We start from the raw sequence: 15,063 nt of genomic DNA on the forward strand, positions 1-15,063 counted from the left end.
TCTCTACCTCTCAGACCCGGCGACGCTTCGGCGGACGGCACCCGTTGTGCGGCTGCGGGGTGACGTCGGCGATCTGGCCGACCTCGAGGCCCACGGCCTGCAGCGAACGGATGGCGGTCTCCCGGCCGGAGCCGGGGCCCTTGACGAACACGTCGACCTTGCGCATGCCGTGCTCCATGGCGCGACGCGCGGCGGCCTCGGCGGCCAGCTGCGCGGCGAACGGAGTCGACTTGCGGGAGCCCTTGAAGCCCACCTGGCCAGCGGAGGCCCAGGAGATGACCGCACCGGTCGGGTCCGTGATGGACACGATGGTGTTGTTGAACGTGCTCTTGATGTGCGCCTGCCCGTGGGCGACGTTCTTGCGTTCCTTGCGCCGGACCTTCTTTACTGCGGCTCCGGCACGAGCCTTCGGTGGCATAAGTCTGTGCGCTCCTAGTTGACTTTCCGGACTGGGTTGCGGCCTGGCCCGCCTCGACGGCGGCCGACCCCGTCATCCGGGTAAGAACTACTTCTTGCCGGGCTTCTTCTTGCCGGCGACGGTCCGCTTCGGGCCCTTGCGGGTCCGCGCGTTGGTCTTGGTCCGCTGGCCACGCACGGGCAGGCCCCGGCGGTGCCGGATGCCGGCGTAGCAGCCGATCTCAACCTTGCGGCGGATGTCAGCGGCGACCTCGCGGCGCAGGTCGCCTTCAACCTTGTAGTTGCCCTCGATGTGGTCGCGGAGCTGCACGAGCTCCTCGTCCGTGAGGTCCCGAGCGCGCTTGTCCGGCGAGATGCCGGTAGCGGCGAGTGTCTCCAGGGCGCGGGTGCGACCGACCCCGAAGATGTAGGTGAGCGCGATCTCCATCCGCTTCTCGCGGGGGAGATCCACGCCGACTAGACGTGCCATGTGCGGGCGTACTCCTCGTGATGTGTGGCGGAGGTGTGGACCCGTCCCACCCCGCTACCGGCCGTCCCGTCCTTCCGACGCTGTCAGCGCCGGCGACCGGGATCGGTCGCTGCCCAAGCGGGCCCCGGCCTCCGACCGGGGGTCAACCACGACTGAGTACGCGCTGCGTACCGCTCGCGGCTGGGACGAGCATGTGCTGTGCTGCCTGGATCTGCGGCCGGGACCGATCCGACCGGCCGTATCACGGCCGGTGGGACTGAGTCAGCCCTGGCGCTGCTTGTGGCGCGGGTCGCTGCAGATGACCATGACCCGGCCGTGCCGGCGGATAACCCGGCACTTGTTGCAGATCCTCTTGACGCTCGGCTTGACCTTCACGGTTGCCTTACTTCCCATCTGGCCCGGCAACGCGCCATGCGCGAGACCGGACGTCGAAGACGGACACGGGACTTCCCGGCCGCCGTCAGGACTACTTGTAGCGGTAGACGATGCGCCCGCGGGTCAGGTCGTACGGCGAGAGTTCGACGACGACTCGGTCCTCCGGCAGGATGCGGATGTAGTGCTGCCGCATCTTGCCACTGATGTGAGCCAACACCTTGTGGCCGTTCGCGAGCTCCACCCGGAACATGGCGTTCGGCAGGGGCTCGATGACCCGACCCTCGATCTCAATGGCTCCGTCTTTTTTCGGCATGTCCTCCGCTGTCCTGACGTCGATTGCTCCGGGCGGCCCACAACGTCTTACACGGAAATCTGACCAAAATCAGAAGCCCGCGCCAGCCGCGGCTCCAGCTCCCACCGAAGCGCAGGGTGGGCATGCCGGAGTGGACGCTGTGCGCCGATCTGAAAGTGTACGCCCGCCTGCGGGCCGTAGCAAAACCGGCCACCCCACCCGCGTTCCACCGCGCCACCAACCCGCGTTGATCATGAAGTTGTTGCCCTCAATCACGGCGTGTCGCGACAACAACTTCATGATCGACCGTGGGGGCGGCGCTCCCGCTCGATGGCCGCACGTCGTGGCTCGCCCCGGGTCAGGCCCGCGACCGTGCGGACCGCCAGCACCGCCCCCCACGGCCCAGCCACCCAGATCGGCCAGAAGTACAGCAGCTCGCCACTGAGCAGGGAGGTCGCCGCCCAGACGGTCACCACGACGGCAATCACCCGCAGGTACGGCAACCAGACGTCAGCCAACCACCGGGCGGTCACCGTGCGCACCACACCGGCGGCCGGCTCGTCGGGACTGCCGACCGGCACACCGGCGGCCGGCACCGCCTCCAGGGCGGACCGCTGCTTCGGCGTCACCGGCGGCAGATCGGTCAGCAGCGCGTCCAACTCGCCGTACGTGCGCGCGGCAAACGCCCGTTGCAGCCGCTCGTCGTACTCGTGCAGGTCCAGACGGCCCTCGTTGAGCGCTACCCGCAACCGCTCGGCCACCGTCTCCCGGTCCGCGTCCGCCGCCCGCATCTCGTCGCGCCCGCCCATGCCGGCAAGCATGCCACCGCCGCGCCAGCGGTGCCCGACCCGCCGGTCGGCCCCGGGACCGAGGGCAGATGATCCACTCCACATCGCCGATCTCGGGGTGATCCAGCGATCTGATGCCGCCACAGCGGCGATACGGAGTCGATCGACACGCTGCCGCTGGCGTCACGCGGCGAGGGTCGCTGGCGCGGCCGGAGGTCAGGAGGTCGTCGACTCGGCGGGCTGGCGGGCCGTCACGAGGTCACCCAGGCGGGCTCGGCCCCCGTCGAAGGCGGTGAGCACCCAGACGCCGTCGGGCAACAGCGCCATCGAGTGCTCGACGTGCGCCGCGATCGACCCGTCCCGCGTGACGACCGTCCAGCCATCGGCCAGTTCGACCGTGCGCGGCGAGGCCATGGTGATCATCGGCTCGATCGCCAGCGCCATGCCGGGGACCAGACGCGGCCCCTTGCCCGGCCGGCCATGGTTGAGCACGTGCGGATCCTGGTGCATCTCAGTGCCGATGCCGTGCCCGCCGTAGCCGTCGACGATGCCGTAACGGCCGCCCTTGCGAACGGCGGTCTCCACAGCGTGCGAGATGTCGGTGAGGCGGCCCTTGCCGTTGGCCGCACCGCGGGCGGCGGCGGCGATGCCGGCCCACATGGCGTCCTCGGCGACCTCGGCCATCTTCAGCAGCGCCGGGTCGACGTCACCGACCCCGACCGTGATCGCGGAGTCGCCGTGCCAACCGTTCAGCACCGCGCCGCAGTCGATCGAGATGAGATCGCCGTCGGCCAGAACCTGGTTCGGCGAGGGGATCGCGTGCACGATCTGCTCGTTCACTGAGGAACAGATCGACGCCGGGAAGCCGTGGTACCCCTTGAACGACGGGACGGCACCCGCCTCCCGGATCGTCGACTCGGCGATGGCATCCAGATCGGCAGTGCTCACGCCCGGCGCCACCGCCTCGCGCATGCGACGCAGGGCCTCGGCGACCACCAGACCGGCCGCGCGCATCTTCTCGATCTGGTCAGGGGTCTTCAGCTGGATGTCCAGCTGGGGACGACGCATGGAGCGGTTACCTTTCGTTGCCGAAACAGCGGGGCACGTCTCGCGTACCCCGCTGTTCGCACTCTATCCGCCGCGATGCGGCGGGACCTCAGCCGCCGTACGACCGCAGCGCGTCTATGGCCCGGGTGGTGACGTCCTCCACGGGGCCCGTGGCGTCGATCCCGACCAGCTTGCCCTGGGCGCCGTAGTAGTCGACCAGGGGGGCGGTCTTCTCGCTGTACTCCCGCAGGCGGGTCGAGATGGTCTCCGGCTTGTCGTCGTCGCGCTGGAACAGCTCGGCGCCACACCGGTCACAGATGCCCGGACGGGTGGTCGCGTCGAACTCGACGTGCCAGATCTTGCCGCATCCCCGGCAGGTACGCCGGCCGGAGAGCCGCCGGATCACCTCGTCGTCGTCGACCACCAGCTCCAGGACCAGATCCAGCGCGGTGCCCAGGTCAGCGAGGAGCTTGTCCAGAGCGGCAGCCTGCGGAGTGGTCCGCGGGAAGCCGTCGAGCAGAAAGCCCTCGCTGGCGTCGGGCTCGGCCAGCCGATCTCGGACCATGTTGATGGTGACCTCGTCCGGGACCAGCTCGCCAGCGTCCATGTAGCGCTTTGCCTCGACACCGAGTGGCGTGCCCTGAGTGACGTTCGACCGGAAGATGTCCCCGGTCGAGATCTTGGGCACCGAGAGGTGTGCGGCGATGAACTCGGCCTGTGTGCCTTTGCCCGCGCCGGGCGGGCCAACCAGAACGAGTCTCATCTACCGCAGGAACCCTTCGTAGTTCCGCTGCATCAGTTGGCTCTCGATCTGCTTCACGGTCTCCAGACCGACGCCGACCATGATGAGCACAGCGGTGCCACCGAACGGGAAGTTCTGGTACTGCTGGTTGTCCAGCCAGATGAAGAAGAAGTTCGGCAGGATCGAGATGACGCCCAGGTAGAGCGCACCCGGCAGGGTGATCCGGCTGAGGATGAAGTCCAGGTAGTCGGCGGTCGGCTTGCCCGGACGGATGCCCGGCACGAACCCGCCGTACTTCTTCATGTTGTCCGCGACCTCGGTCGGGTTGAACGTGATCGACACGTAGAAGTACGTGAAGAAGATGATCAACAGGAAGTAGACCGTGATGTAGATCGGGCTGTCCGGGGCGACCAGGTTGTTCTGGATCCAGGCCTGGACCTTGCCCGGGTCGTTCTGGTCGAAGAACTGGAGAGCCAGCTGCGGCAGGTAGAGAAGCGACGAGCCGAAGATGACCGGGATCACGCCCGCCTGGTTGACCTTGAGCGGAATGTAGGTCGAGGTGCCGCCGTACATCCGCCGGCCGATCATCCGCTTGGCGTACTGCACCGGAATCCGGCGCTGCGCCTGCTCGATGAAGGTGACCGCGGTGATGACCACGAGGACCAGCGCGATGACCAGGGCGAACATGTCCCAGCCCTTGCTGGTCTTGATCTGCCAGCCCTCGCTGGGCAGCCGGGCCGCGATCGAGGTGAAGATCAGGACCGACATGCCGTTGCCGACGCCGCGGTCGGTGATCAGCTCGCCGAGCCACATGACCATGCCGGTACCGGCGGTCATGGTGATCACCAGGATGGACAGCGTCAGCCAGTCCGGGATGCCGGTGCCCTCGGGGATGATCGGGAACTGGTCACAGCGGTTCTGGAACAGCTGGCCGGAACGGGCCAGGGCCACGAACGCCGACGCCTGGAGCACACCGAGGCCCAGGGTCAGGTAGCGGGTGTACTGCGTGATCTTCGCCTGGCCGGCCTGGCCCTCCTTGCGGAGCTGCTCGAGGCGCGGGATCACGACGGTCAGCAGCTGCAGGATGATCGACGCGGTGATGTAGGGCATGATGCCCAGCGCGAAGACCGAGAGCTGGAGCAGCGCCCCGCCGGAGAAGAGGTTGAGCAGATTCAGCGGGCCCGTCGTATCGCCCGAGATGGAGTCGAGGCACTTCTGCACGTTGCCGTACGAGACGCCCGGGCTGGGCAGCGTGGCACCCAGCCGGTAGACCGCAATGATGCCTACTGTGAACAGCAGCTTCTTGCGCAGGTCAGGCGTACGGAACGCACTGAGAAAGGCGGACAGCAACTTCTTCCTCCTGCGCGAGGCGGGCCGCCGGTGATCCCTGGCGGGTCGGGGTGCATCCCGGGCGAGTGCCCGGAATCCATGGCTGGGATGGGACTCTAACAGCCCTGTCCCGCTCCGGGCAGGTGCGCCCGGCTACATAAACCGATTCCGATATTACCGGGCGCATGGGCCCCAGGCAGACCTAGGCGCCCGCCAGTTGCTCGCAACTGGACGGGCGCCGAGGTCGTACGCCTTACAGCTCGGTGACGGAGCCACCGGCGGCGGCGATCTTCTCCTTGGCCGACGCGCTGAACGCGTGCGCCGACACCTGGAGCGCCACCCCGCCAAGGTCCCCGGTGCCGAGAACCTTGACCGGCTGGCCCTTGCGGACCGCGCCGGCCTCGACCAGCTCGAGCGGGCCGACCTGGCCGCCGTTCGGGAACAGTTCGGCGAGCCGGTCCAGGTTGACCACCTGGAAGACCACCTTGAACCTGTTCTTGAAGCCCTTCGTCTTCGGCAGACGCATGTGGATGGGCATCTGCCCACCCTCGAACGCCGCCGAGATGTTCTTGCGGGCCTTGGAGCCCTTGGTACCGCGACCGGCGGTCTTGCCCTTGGAACCCTCACCGCGACCCACACGGGTCTTCGCGGTCTTGGAACCGGGCGCCGGGCGCAGGTGGTGCACCTTGATCGTCATTACTCGACCTCCTCGACCTTCACGAGGTGGTTGACCGTGAAGATCATGCCGCGGATCTCGGGCCGGTCCTCCTTGACCACCACGTCGTTGATCCGCTTGAGACCGAGCGAACGCAGCGAATCACGCTGGTTCTGCTTGGTCCCGATACCGGACCGGAGCTGGGTGACCTTCAGGCGTGCCATCAGCGCGCCACCCCCGCACGCGACGCCAGCATGGCGGCCGGCGCGACGTCCTCCACCGGCAGACCACGACGCGCCGCGACCTGCTCGGGGGACTCAAGCCCCTTCAGGGCCGCCACGGTGGCGTGCACGATGTTGATCGGGTTGGACGAGCCGAGGCTCTTGGAGAGCACGTCGTGGATACCCGCGCACTCCAGCACGGCACGCACCGGACCACCGGCGATGACACCCGTACCGGCCGAGGCCGGCTTGAGCAGCACCACGCCGGCCGCGTCCTCACCCGTCACCGGGTGCGGGATCGACTGGCCGATCCGCGGAACCTTGAAGAAGTGCTTCTTGGCCTCCTCGACACCCTTGGCGATCGCCGCGGGCACCTCCTTGGCCTTTCCGTAGCCCACGCCGACCGTGCCGTCGCCGTCGCCCACGATCACCAGGGCGGTGAAGCTGAAGCGACGACCACCCTTCACGACCTTGGCGACGCGGTTGATCGCGACGACCCGCTCAAGGTGCGGGGTCTTCTCGACGGGCGCGTTTCCACGGCCGCCCTCACGGCGGTTGTCGCGGCGACCACCCTCGTTGCCACCGGACCCGCCGCCACGGCGCTGTTGACCTGGCATCAGCAGCCTTCCTTATCTCTCGTGACGGGGTTGTTAGAACTCGAGCCCGGCTTCGCGGGCAGCGTCGGCAAGCGCGGCGACTCGCCCCGCGTACCGGTTGCCACCGCGGTCGAAGACGACCTTGGAGACGCCGGCGGCCTTGGCCCGCTCGGCGAGCAGGGAGCCCACCTTGCCGGCGAGGGCGCTCTTGTCGCCCTCCGCACCGCGCAGCGAGGCGTCCAGGGTCGACGCCGACGCCAGGGTGTGACCCTTGGTGTCGTCGACGATCTGGGCGACCATGTGCCGCAGCGAACGGGTGACGACCAGGCGCGGACGCTCGGCCGTACCGCTGACGTTCTTGCGGACGCGGAAGTGCCGACGCGCACGCCCAACGGCGCGCTTGGCGGCGACGCCGCGGCGGCGCTTGAGCAGCGTGGCGCTCACTTCTTACCTGCCTTTCCAGCCTTGCGGCGGATGACCTCGCCCTGGTACTTGACGCCCTTGCCCTTGTAGGGCTCCGGCGGGCGGATCTTCCGGATGTTGGCGGCGACCTCACCGACCTGCTGCTTGTCGATGCCGGCCACGTGGAACAGGGTCGGCCGCTCCACCGTGAAGGTGATGCCCGCCGGGGCGGGGACGACCACCGGGTGCGAGAACCCGAGCGCGAACTCGAGGTCCGAGCCCTTGGCAGTGACCCGGTAACCGGTGCCGGCGATCTCCAGGCTCTTACGGTAACCCTCGGTCACGCCGACGATCATGTTGGCGACCAGGGTACGGCTCAGGCCGTGCAGTTCCTTGGCCTTGCGCTCGTCGTTCGGGCGGCTGACGTTCAGCTGCCCGTCCTCCGCGCGCTCGACCGTGATCGGCTCCGCGATGGTGTGCTGGAGCTCGCCCTTCGGGCCCTTGACCTTGACGGTCTGCCCGTCGATCGTGATGTCGACGCCGGATGGCACCGGGATCGACTTACGTCCAATTCGCGACATTTCTACCAGTCTCCCGTTACCAGACGAAGGCGAGGACTTCCCCGCCAACACTCCGCTTGCGGGCCTGCCGGTCGGTCAGCAGCCCCTGGGACGTCGAAATGATCGCCACGCCCAGCCCACCGAGCACCCGCGGGAGCCCGTCCGACTTGGCGTACACCCGGAGACCGGGCTTGGACACGCGCTTGATGCCGGCCAGGCTCCGCTCCCGGTTCTGGCCGTACTTCAGCTCGACGACCAGTCGCTTGCCGACGGCGCCCTCCTCGGGCTCCTCGACCGACCAGGTGGCGATGTAACCCTCGGCCTTCAGGACCTCGGCGATGTTCGCCTTGATCTTGGAGTAGGGCATCTTCACCTGATCGTGGTACGCCTGGTTGGCGTTACGCAGACGCGTGAGCATGTCTGCGATCGGGTCGGTCATCGTCATGGATTTCGTCAGCCTTTCTCGCCGGGGTTCCCGGGGCATCAGCCCCGGGCCTACGGCGAAGAGCAATACCTAATCGGTACAGGAGTTCCCGGCCGGAGCCGGGAAGCGGTCGCCCTTACCAGGAAGCCTTGGACACACCCGGCAGCTCACCGCGGTGGGCCATCTCCCGGATGCAGACCCGGCAGAGCCCGAACTTGCGGTAGACCGCCTTCGGACGCCCGCACCGCTGGCAGCGGGTGTACGCGCGAACCGAGAACTTCGGCTTCGCGGCCGCCTTGAGGATCAGCGCCTTCTTGGCCATCTCAGTTCTCCTTGAACGGGAAGCCCAGGAGCTTGAGCAGCGCCCGACCCTCGTCGTCAGTCGTGGCGGTGGTGACCACCGTGATGTCCATGCCCCGCTGGCGATCGATCCTGTCCTGGTCGATCTCGTGGAACACCGACTGCTCGGTCAGACCGAACGTGTAGTTGCCGTGCCCGTCGAGCTTGCGCCCGTCCAGACCGCGGAAGTCACGGATACGCGGCAGCGCGATGGACAGCAGCCGGTCCAGGAACTCCCACATACGGTCGCCGCGGAGGGTCACCTTCGCGCCGATCGGCATGCCCTCGCGGAGCTTGAACTGCGCGATGGACTTGGTCGCCCGCCGCACCTGCGGCTTCTGGCCGGTGATCGTGGCGAGGTCACGGACCGCGCCGTCGATCAGCTTGGCGTCGCGAGCAGCCTCGCCGACACCCATGTTGACGACGATCTTGACCAGCCGCGGCACCTGCATGGGGTTGCCGTAGCTGTTCTGCTCACGCAGCTGGGCCACGATCTCGTTGCGGTACCGCTCCTTGAGGCGCGGCATGGTCTTTTCGGTAGCCGTGGTCATCACAGGTCCTTACCGGTGCTACGCGCGATGCGGACCTTCTGGCCGTTGTCGTCGAACCGGTAACCGACGCGGGTCGGCTTGCCGTCGGAGTCCAGGACCTGCACGTTCGAGACGTGGATCGGGGCCTCCTGAGTGACGATGCCGCCGGTCTTGGCGCCACGCTGGGTGGTGCTGATTCGGGTGTGCTTCTTGACCCGGTTCACGCCCTCGACCAGGACCTTGTCCTGCCGCGGGTAGGCCGCGATGACCTTGCCCTTGGCACCCTTGTCCTTGCCGGCGATGACGACGACCGTGTCGCCCTTCTTGACCTTCACGGTCACAACACCTCCGGCGCGAGGGAAATAATCTTCATGAACCGCTTGTCCCGCAGCTCCCGACCCACCGGGCCGAAGATGCGGGTACCGCGCGGGTCCCCACCGTCCTTGATGATGACGGCGGCGTTCTCGTCGAAGCGGATGTACGAGCCGTCCGGCCGCCGCCTCTCCTTGGCCGTGCGAACGACGACAGCCTTGACGACGTCGCCCTTCTTCACACCGGCACCCGGGATCGCGTCCTTGACCGTGGCCACGATGACGTCGCCGATGCTCGCGTAGCGCCGACCCGAGCCACCGAGAACCCGGATGCACAGGATCTCCCGAGCACCCGTGTTGTCGGCGACGCGCAGTCGCGACTCCTGCTGAATCACGTCTATCTCCTATGTCTGCCGGTTCTCCGGCCGCCGGAGCGGCCGGAGCCTGGCGGAACCTACGCCCGACGCAGCGCCGGGCTCGAGCCTTCGCTACTTGGCCTTTTCCAGGATCTCCACGATCCGCCAACGCTTGGTGGCGCTCAGCGGCCGGGTCTCCATAATGAGAACCCGGTCACCGGTGCCAGCGGCGTTCTGCTCGTCGTGCACCTTCAGCTTGGCCGTCCGGCGCATGATCTTGCCGTACAGCGCGTGCCGAACCCGGTCCTCGACCTCGACAACGACGGTCTTGTCCATCTTGTCGCTGGTCACCAGGCCCTCGCGGACCTTGCGGCGCGACCGCGCGGCGGCGGTGGCAGTCTCTTCGGTCATGATGCAGTCACCTCAGTCGGCGCGGCCGAGAGCCCCAGCTCGCGCTCACGCATGATCGTGTAGATCCGGGCGATCTCCCGACGGATGACCTGCAACCGCCGGTTGTTGTCCAGCTGCCCGGTTGCGGCCTGCACGCGGAGGTTGAACAGCTCCGCCTTGGCCTCCCGCAGCTTCGTGACCAGCTCCTCTTCGGAGAGCTCACGCAGCTCGGTCGCCTTAACGCCCGCTGCCATCAGGATTCACCCACTTCGCGCGTAACAATGCGGCACTTCATCGGGAGCTTGTGGATCGCGCGACGCATGGCCTCTCGCGCGGTCTGCTCGTTGGGGAAGGACATCTCGAAGAGAACCCGCCCCGGCTTGACGTTGGCGACCCACCACTCGGGGGAACCCTTACCGGAACCCATCCGGGTCTCGGCAGGCTTCTTGGTGAGGGCCTGGTCCGGGAAGATCGTGATCCAGACCTTGCCACCACGCTTGATGTGGCGAGTCATCGCGATACGTGCCGACTCGATCTGCCGGTTCGTCACGTACGCCGGCTCGAGAGCCTGGATCCCGAACTCGCCGAACACCACCCGGTTACCACCCTTGGACGCGCCACTGCGGTCCGGGTGGTGCGGCTTGCGGAAGCCCTTCGGGGGCTTGCGCGGCATCAGCATCTGTCAGCCCTCCTGCTGCGTCTCTGCCGGAGCAGCAGCGGCGGCGACAGCAGCGCTGTCGACCGGCTCGCCGCTCGGCGTCTCGGCCTGCTGCGCGATGGTGGTCGCAGCAGCGCGACCGGCCTCGGTGCCACCAGCCGTGGTGCCGGACGAACCCGACCGACCACGGCGCGGACGCTCGGGACGGTCGCCGCGCTCACCACGACGCGGGCGGGACGGACCGGCCTCGGCCGGAGCCTCCCGGCCCGGGACGGCGTCGCCCTTGTAGATCCAGACCTTCACACCGATCCGACCGAACGTGGTACGAGCCTCGAAGAAGCCGTACTCGATGTTGGCCCGCAGCGTGTGCAGCGGAACCCGGCCCTCACGGTAGAACTCGGTCCGGCTCATCTCGGCGCCGCCGAGGCGACCCGAAACCTGAACCCGGATGCCCTTGCAGACCGGGTTCTTCATCGCCGACTGCATGGCCTTGCGCATCGCCCGGCGGAAGCTGACCCGGCTGGACAGCTGCTCGGCCACGCCCTGCGCGACGAGCTGAGCGTCCGACTCGGGGTTCTTCACCTCGATGATGTTGAGCTGGACCTGCTTGCCGGTGAGCTTCTCCAGCTCGCCGCGGATCCGGTCGGCCTCCGCACCCTTACGGCCGATGACGATGCCCGGCCGGGCGGTGTGGATGTCGACCCGGACGCGGTCGCGGGTGCGCTCGATGTCGACCTTGGAAATCCCGGCACGCTCGAGGCCCTTGGACATCATGCGGCGGATCTTGACATCCTCGCCGATGTAGTCCTTGTAGAGCTTGTCCGCGAACCAGCGGGACTTCCAGTCGGTCGAAATGCCGAGCCGGAACCCAGTGGGGTGAACCTTCTGACCCATTACTCGGCATCCTCCGTCTTGCTCTGCGCTTCGGCCGGTGCGGCCTCCGTGGCCGGAGCGGCCTTCTTGGCCGCGGCCTTCCTCGGCGCTGCCGGCGCGACCGCCTCGACCGCCACGGTGATGTGGCAGGTGCGCTTGCGGATCCGGTACGCCCGACCCTGCGCCCGCGGCTGGAACCGCTTCATCGTCGGGCCCTCGTCCACGAACGCCTCGCTGACGAGCAGCGCGTCGGGGTCCAGCCGCTCGTTGTTCTCCGCGTTGGCGATCGCGCTAGCGAGCACCTTGTACACCTGCTCGCTCGCAGCCTGCGGCGCGAACTGCAGCACCGTGAGCGCCTCCTTCGCGGGCAGGCCGCGGACGAGGTTGACCACCCGGCGCGCCTTCATCGGCGAGATGCGCACGTGCCGCGCAACCGCCCGCGCGCCCGGAAGCACCGGAGCGTCGCCCTTTCCTGGCATCGCTGTAACCCCTTGTTCCCTCTATCCGTATGCCTGGCGGCGTCAGCGCCGACGGCTCTTCCGGTCGTCCTTCTCGTGACCCTTGAAGGTGCGGGTCAGCGCGAACTCGCCGAGCTTGTGCCCGACCATCGCCTCGGTCACGAACACCGGGACGTGCTTGCGTCCGTCGTGCACGGCGATCGTGTGCCCGAGCATCTCGGGGATGATCGTCGAGCGCCGCGACCAGGTCTTGATCACGTTCTTGGAGCCCTTGTCGTTCTGAACTTCCACCTTCTTGAGCAGGTGGTCGTCGACGAACGGGCCCTTCTTCAGGCTGCGAGGCATGTCTTATCTCCCTCAGCCGCGCTTACGCGTGGCGTAGCGGCGGCGGACGATCAGCTTGTCGCTCGCCTGGCCCTTACGGCGGGTGCGGCCCTCGGGCTTACCCTGCGGGTTGACCGGGTGGCGACCACCGGAGGTCTTACCTTCACCACCACCGTGCGGGTGGTCGACCGGGTTCATGGCGACACCACGGACGGTCGGGCGCTTGCCCTTCCACCGCATACGGCCAGCCTTACCCCAGTTGATGTTCGACTGGTCGGCGTTGCCGATCTCGCCGACGCTGGCCCGGCAGCGCACGTCCACACGCCGGATCTCGCCGGACGGCATACGCAGGGTCGCGTACGCGCCCTCACGGCCGAGCAGCTGGATGCCGACGCCGGCCGAGCGGGCCAGCTTGGCCCCGCCACCCGGACGCAGCTCCACGTTGTGGATCGTCGTACCGACCGGGATGTTGCGCAGCGGCAGGTTGTTACCCGGCTTGATGTCGGCGCCCGGACCGGACTCGACGCGGTCGCCCTGCTTCATGTCCTTCGGCGCGAGGATGTACCGCTTCTCGCCGTCGGCGTAGTGCAGCAGCGCGATGCGCGCCGTGCGGTTCGGGTCGTACTCGATGTGAGCGACCTTCGCCGGCACGCCGTCCTTGTCGACCCGCTTGAAGTCGATCAGACGGTACTGGCGCTTGTGACCGCCACCGTGGTGCCGCGTGGTGATCCGGCCGTGGGCGTTACGCCCGCCCTTCTTCGGCAACGGAGCCAGCAGCGACTTCTCCGGCGTGGACCGGGTGATCTCGGCGAAGTCGGCGACGCTGGAGCCACGACGGCCCGGCGTCGTCGGCTTGTACTTACGGATAGCCATTGTCTACACCCCTCAGCTGACCGGGCCGCCGAAGGCCTCGATACGGTCACCGTCAGCCAGCTTCACGATCGCCCGCTTGGTCGCCTTGCGCTGACCGAAGCCGGTCTTGGTGCGCTTGCGCTTGCCCTGGCGGTTGAGCGTGTTGACCGTCAGGACGCGGACGTCGAAGATCTGCTGGATAGCGATCTTGATCTCGGTCTTGTTCGCGTCCGGGTGCACCAGGAAGGTGTACCAGTTCCGGTTCAGCTCGCTGTAGCTCTTCTCCGAGACGACCGGCGCCACGATGATGTCGCGCGGGTCGGCGATCGTGCTCACTTGCCACCCTCCTCGGTGGTCTCGGCGGGCACGCCCAGGAACTCGTCCAGGGCGTCCTTGGTGAAGACCACGTCGTCGGCCACGAGCACGTCGTACGTGTTCAGCTGGCCGGACTCGATCAGGTGCACCCGCGGCTCGTTGCGCAGCGACACCCAGTTCAGCTCGTCGGTGCTGCTCAGCACGACCAGGACCCGACGGGCCTCGGTGAGCTTGGTCAGCGTGGCCAGAGCGGCCTTGGTCGACGGCTTCTCGCCCGAGACGAACGCCTCGACGACGTGCACCTGCCCGGCGCGGGCCCGGTCGGAGAGGGCACCCCGCAGCGCGGCGGCCTTCATCTTCTTCGGGGTCCGCTGGGTGTAGTCGCGCGGCACGGGACCGTGCACCACGCCACCGCCGGCGAACTGCGGCGCGCGGATCGAGCCCTGCCGGGCGCGACCGGTGCCCTTCTGCTTGTACGGCTTCTTGCCGCCACCGGCGACCTCGCCGCGGGTCTTGGCCTTGTGCGTGCCCTGTCGGGCCGCCGCGAGCTGGGCCACCACGACCTGGTGCATCAGCGCGACGTTGGCCTGCACGTCGAAGATGTCCGCCGGCAGCTCCACGGAGCCGCTGGTGGTGCCCTCAACGGTGCGCACGTCAACGGTGGTCACTTGGCCGCACCGCCCTTCTTCACCTTGCTCTTGGCCGCGGTACGGACCAGAACCAGCGCGCCCTTGGGACCAGGAATGGCACCCCGGACGAGCAGCAGGTTGTTCTCGGTGTCGACCGCCTGGACGGTGAGGTTCTGCACGGTGTAGCGCACGCCACCCATGCGGCCGGCCATCCGGGTGCCCTTGAAGACACGGCCCGGGGTGGCGCAGGCGCCGATGGAACCGGGCGAGCGGTGCTTGCGCTCGACACCGTGGCTGGCGCGCAGACCGTGGAAGCCGTGCCGCTTCATCGGGCCGGCGTAGCCCTTGCCCTTGGTCTTGCCGGTGACGTCGATGGTGACGCCGACCGGGAACTCCTCGACCGTGACCTCCTGGCCCAGCGAGTATTCCCCGGCGTCCGTGGTGCGCAGCTCGACGATGTGCCGGCGCGGCGCCACGTCCGCCTTCGCGTAGTGTCCGCTGACCGGCTTCTTGACCTTGCGCGGGTCGATCGTGCCGTAGGCGAGCTGGACCGCGGAGTAACCGTCCTTCTCGGCGCTACGAACCTGGCTGATGACGCACGGGCCGGCCTCGACCACGGTCACGGGAACAACTTTGTTGTTGTCCCAGACCTGGGTCATGCCGAGCTTGGCGCCCAGGATCCCCTTGACTTGCCTGTCCATTTGTCCGGTC

Annotated in this window: 28 protein-coding genes; all 28 read right to left on the bottom strand. The window is 67.9% G+C overall.

Features of this window, described 5'->3' with window-relative positions; all coding sequences use genetic code 11:
• Positions 1-10 precede the first annotated feature (10 nt).
• Positions 11-418 carry a 30S ribosomal protein S11 gene (rpsK, locus tag ACGFH9_RS02010; protein ID WP_030329919.1) on the bottom strand — a complete coding sequence of 136 codons (408 nt, stop codon included), beginning with the start codon at positions 416-418 and terminating at the stop codon, positions 11-13.
• A gap of 87 nt (positions 419-505) precedes the next feature.
• Positions 506-886 carry a 30S ribosomal protein S13 gene (gene rpsM, locus ACGFH9_RS02015; RefSeq protein WP_007465236.1) on the bottom strand — a complete coding sequence of 127 codons (381 nt, stop codon included), beginning with the start codon at positions 884-886 and terminating at the stop codon, positions 506-508.
• A gap of 261 nt (positions 887-1,147) precedes the next feature.
• Positions 1,148-1,261, bottom strand: coding sequence for a 50S ribosomal protein L36 (gene rpmJ, locus ACGFH9_RS02020; RefSeq protein WP_043965539.1), 114 nt, complete (start codon positions 1,259-1,261; stop codon positions 1,148-1,150).
• Between the two features lie 91 nt (positions 1,262-1,352).
• Complete coding sequence (gene infA, locus ACGFH9_RS02025) at positions 1,353-1,574, bottom strand: translation initiation factor IF-1 (RefSeq protein WP_007073013.1); 222 nt, start codon at positions 1,572-1,574, stop codon at positions 1,353-1,355.
• A 275-nt stretch (positions 1,575-1,849) separates the two neighbouring features.
• A complete protein-coding gene (locus ACGFH9_RS02030) occupies positions 1,850-2,362 on the bottom strand; it encodes a DUF1707 domain-containing protein (protein WP_393213913.1) in 513 nt (170 codons plus the stop codon).
• A 195-nt stretch (positions 2,363-2,557) separates the two neighbouring features.
• Entirely contained in the window at positions 2,558-3,409 is an 852-nt protein-coding gene (gene map, locus ACGFH9_RS02035; protein WP_393213916.1) for a type I methionyl aminopeptidase, read from the bottom strand.
• Between the two features lie 88 nt (positions 3,410-3,497).
• The gene (locus ACGFH9_RS02040; protein ID WP_393213919.1) at positions 3,498-4,151 is read right to left on the bottom strand and encodes an adenylate kinase; all 654 of its coding nucleotides are present in this window, start codon (positions 4,149-4,151) and stop codon (positions 3,498-3,500) included.
• Positions 4,152-5,480 carry a preprotein translocase subunit SecY gene (gene secY / locus ACGFH9_RS02045; RefSeq protein WP_355050755.1) on the bottom strand — a complete coding sequence of 443 codons (1,329 nt, stop codon included), beginning with the start codon at positions 5,478-5,480 and terminating at the stop codon, positions 4,152-4,154. It lies immediately after the preceding gene.
• A gap of 232 nt (positions 5,481-5,712) precedes the next feature.
• Positions 5,713-6,156, bottom strand: a complete 444-nt coding sequence (rplO, locus tag ACGFH9_RS02050) for a 50S ribosomal protein L15 (protein WP_393213922.1) — start codon at positions 6,154-6,156, stop codon at positions 5,713-5,715.
• Positions 6,156-6,338, bottom strand: a complete 183-nt coding sequence (gene rpmD / locus ACGFH9_RS02055; protein WP_030329904.1) for a 50S ribosomal protein L30 — start codon at positions 6,336-6,338, stop codon at positions 6,156-6,158. The genes rplO and rpmD overlap by 1 nt, the downstream gene beginning before the upstream one ends.
• Complete coding sequence (rpsE, locus tag ACGFH9_RS02060) at positions 6,338-6,952, bottom strand: 30S ribosomal protein S5 (RefSeq protein WP_007465263.1); 615 nt, start codon at positions 6,950-6,952, stop codon at positions 6,338-6,340. The genes rpmD and rpsE overlap by 1 nt, the downstream gene beginning before the upstream one ends.
• A gap of 33 nt (positions 6,953-6,985) precedes the next feature.
• Positions 6,986-7,375 carry a 50S ribosomal protein L18 gene (gene rplR, locus ACGFH9_RS02065; RefSeq protein ID WP_030489594.1) on the bottom strand — a complete coding sequence of 130 codons (390 nt, stop codon included), beginning with the start codon at positions 7,373-7,375 and terminating at the stop codon, positions 6,986-6,988.
• On the bottom strand, positions 7,372-7,914 hold the full coding sequence (gene rplF, locus ACGFH9_RS02070; RefSeq protein ID WP_393213927.1) for a 50S ribosomal protein L6: 543 nt from the start codon (positions 7,912-7,914) through the stop codon (positions 7,372-7,374). Before rplF ends, rplR begins: the two co-directional genes overlap by 4 nt.
• Positions 7,915-7,930: 16 nt before the next feature.
• The gene (gene rpsH / locus ACGFH9_RS02075; RefSeq protein ID WP_007465270.1) at positions 7,931-8,338 is read right to left on the bottom strand and encodes a 30S ribosomal protein S8; all 408 of its coding nucleotides are present in this window, start codon (positions 8,336-8,338) and stop codon (positions 7,931-7,933) included.
• Positions 8,339-8,453: 115 nt separating this feature from the next.
• Positions 8,454-8,639: a type Z 30S ribosomal protein S14 gene (locus ACGFH9_RS02080; protein ID WP_007073023.1), complete on the bottom strand. Its 186-nt coding sequence runs from the start codon at positions 8,637-8,639 to the stop codon at positions 8,454-8,456.
• Between the two features lies 1 nt (position 8,640).
• Positions 8,641-9,207 (bottom strand): 50S ribosomal protein L5, encoded by a 567-nt coding sequence (rplE, locus tag ACGFH9_RS02085; protein WP_355050758.1) that lies wholly within the window; start codon positions 9,205-9,207, stop codon positions 8,641-8,643.
• Complete coding sequence (gene rplX / locus ACGFH9_RS02090) at positions 9,207-9,527, bottom strand: 50S ribosomal protein L24 (protein ID WP_355242147.1); 321 nt, start codon at positions 9,525-9,527, stop codon at positions 9,207-9,209. Before rplX ends, rplE begins: the two co-directional genes overlap by 1 nt.
• On the bottom strand, positions 9,524-9,892 hold the full coding sequence (rplN, locus tag ACGFH9_RS02095) for a 50S ribosomal protein L14 (protein ID WP_007465279.1): 369 nt from the start codon (positions 9,890-9,892) through the stop codon (positions 9,524-9,526). The genes rplX and rplN overlap by 4 nt, the downstream gene beginning before the upstream one ends.
• Positions 9,893-9,985: 93 nt before the next feature.
• Positions 9,986-10,264 carry a 30S ribosomal protein S17 gene (rpsQ, locus tag ACGFH9_RS02100; protein ID WP_355242152.1) on the bottom strand — a complete coding sequence of 93 codons (279 nt, stop codon included), beginning with the start codon at positions 10,262-10,264 and terminating at the stop codon, positions 9,986-9,988.
• Positions 10,261-10,497 carry a 50S ribosomal protein L29 gene (gene rpmC / locus ACGFH9_RS02105; RefSeq protein ID WP_007465283.1) on the bottom strand — a complete coding sequence of 79 codons (237 nt, stop codon included), beginning with the start codon at positions 10,495-10,497 and terminating at the stop codon, positions 10,261-10,263. Before rpmC ends, rpsQ begins: the two co-directional genes overlap by 4 nt.
• Positions 10,497-10,922 (bottom strand): 50S ribosomal protein L16, encoded by a 426-nt coding sequence (rplP, locus tag ACGFH9_RS02110; protein WP_053653940.1) that lies wholly within the window; start codon positions 10,920-10,922, stop codon positions 10,497-10,499. The genes rpmC and rplP overlap by 1 nt, the downstream gene beginning before the upstream one ends.
• Before the next feature lie 3 nt (positions 10,923-10,925).
• Positions 10,926-11,795: a 30S ribosomal protein S3 gene (gene rpsC, locus ACGFH9_RS02115; protein ID WP_007465294.1), complete on the bottom strand. Its 870-nt coding sequence runs from the start codon at positions 11,793-11,795 to the stop codon at positions 10,926-10,928.
• Positions 11,795-12,253 carry a 50S ribosomal protein L22 gene (gene rplV / locus ACGFH9_RS02120; protein ID WP_007465297.1) on the bottom strand — a complete coding sequence of 153 codons (459 nt, stop codon included), beginning with the start codon at positions 12,251-12,253 and terminating at the stop codon, positions 11,795-11,797. The genes rpsC and rplV overlap by 1 nt, the downstream gene beginning before the upstream one ends.
• Positions 12,254-12,295: 42 nt before the next feature.
• Positions 12,296-12,577 (bottom strand): 30S ribosomal protein S19, encoded by a 282-nt coding sequence (gene rpsS / locus ACGFH9_RS02125; RefSeq protein WP_007465299.1) that lies wholly within the window; start codon positions 12,575-12,577, stop codon positions 12,296-12,298.
• Positions 12,578-12,589: 12 nt separating this feature from the next.
• On the bottom strand, positions 12,590-13,429 hold the full coding sequence (gene rplB / locus ACGFH9_RS02130) for a 50S ribosomal protein L2 (protein WP_393213936.1): 840 nt from the start codon (positions 13,427-13,429) through the stop codon (positions 12,590-12,592).
• A 12-nt stretch (positions 13,430-13,441) separates the two neighbouring features.
• Positions 13,442-13,744: a 50S ribosomal protein L23 gene (gene rplW / locus ACGFH9_RS02135; protein ID WP_088998352.1), complete on the bottom strand. Its 303-nt coding sequence runs from the start codon at positions 13,742-13,744 to the stop codon at positions 13,442-13,444.
• Complete coding sequence (gene rplD, locus ACGFH9_RS02140) at positions 13,741-14,391, bottom strand: 50S ribosomal protein L4 (protein ID WP_393213939.1); 651 nt, start codon at positions 14,389-14,391, stop codon at positions 13,741-13,743. Before rplD ends, rplW begins: the two co-directional genes overlap by 4 nt.
• Positions 14,388-15,053: a 50S ribosomal protein L3 gene (rplC, locus tag ACGFH9_RS02145; RefSeq protein ID WP_393213943.1), complete on the bottom strand. Its 666-nt coding sequence runs from the start codon at positions 15,051-15,053 to the stop codon at positions 14,388-14,390. The genes rplD and rplC overlap by 4 nt, the downstream gene beginning before the upstream one ends.
• Positions 15,054-15,063: the final 10 nt, after the last annotated feature.

This window comes from Micromonospora sp. NPDC049102 (assembly GCF_043197485.1).
Lineage (GTDB): Bacteria > Actinomycetota > Actinomycetes > Mycobacteriales > Micromonosporaceae > Micromonospora.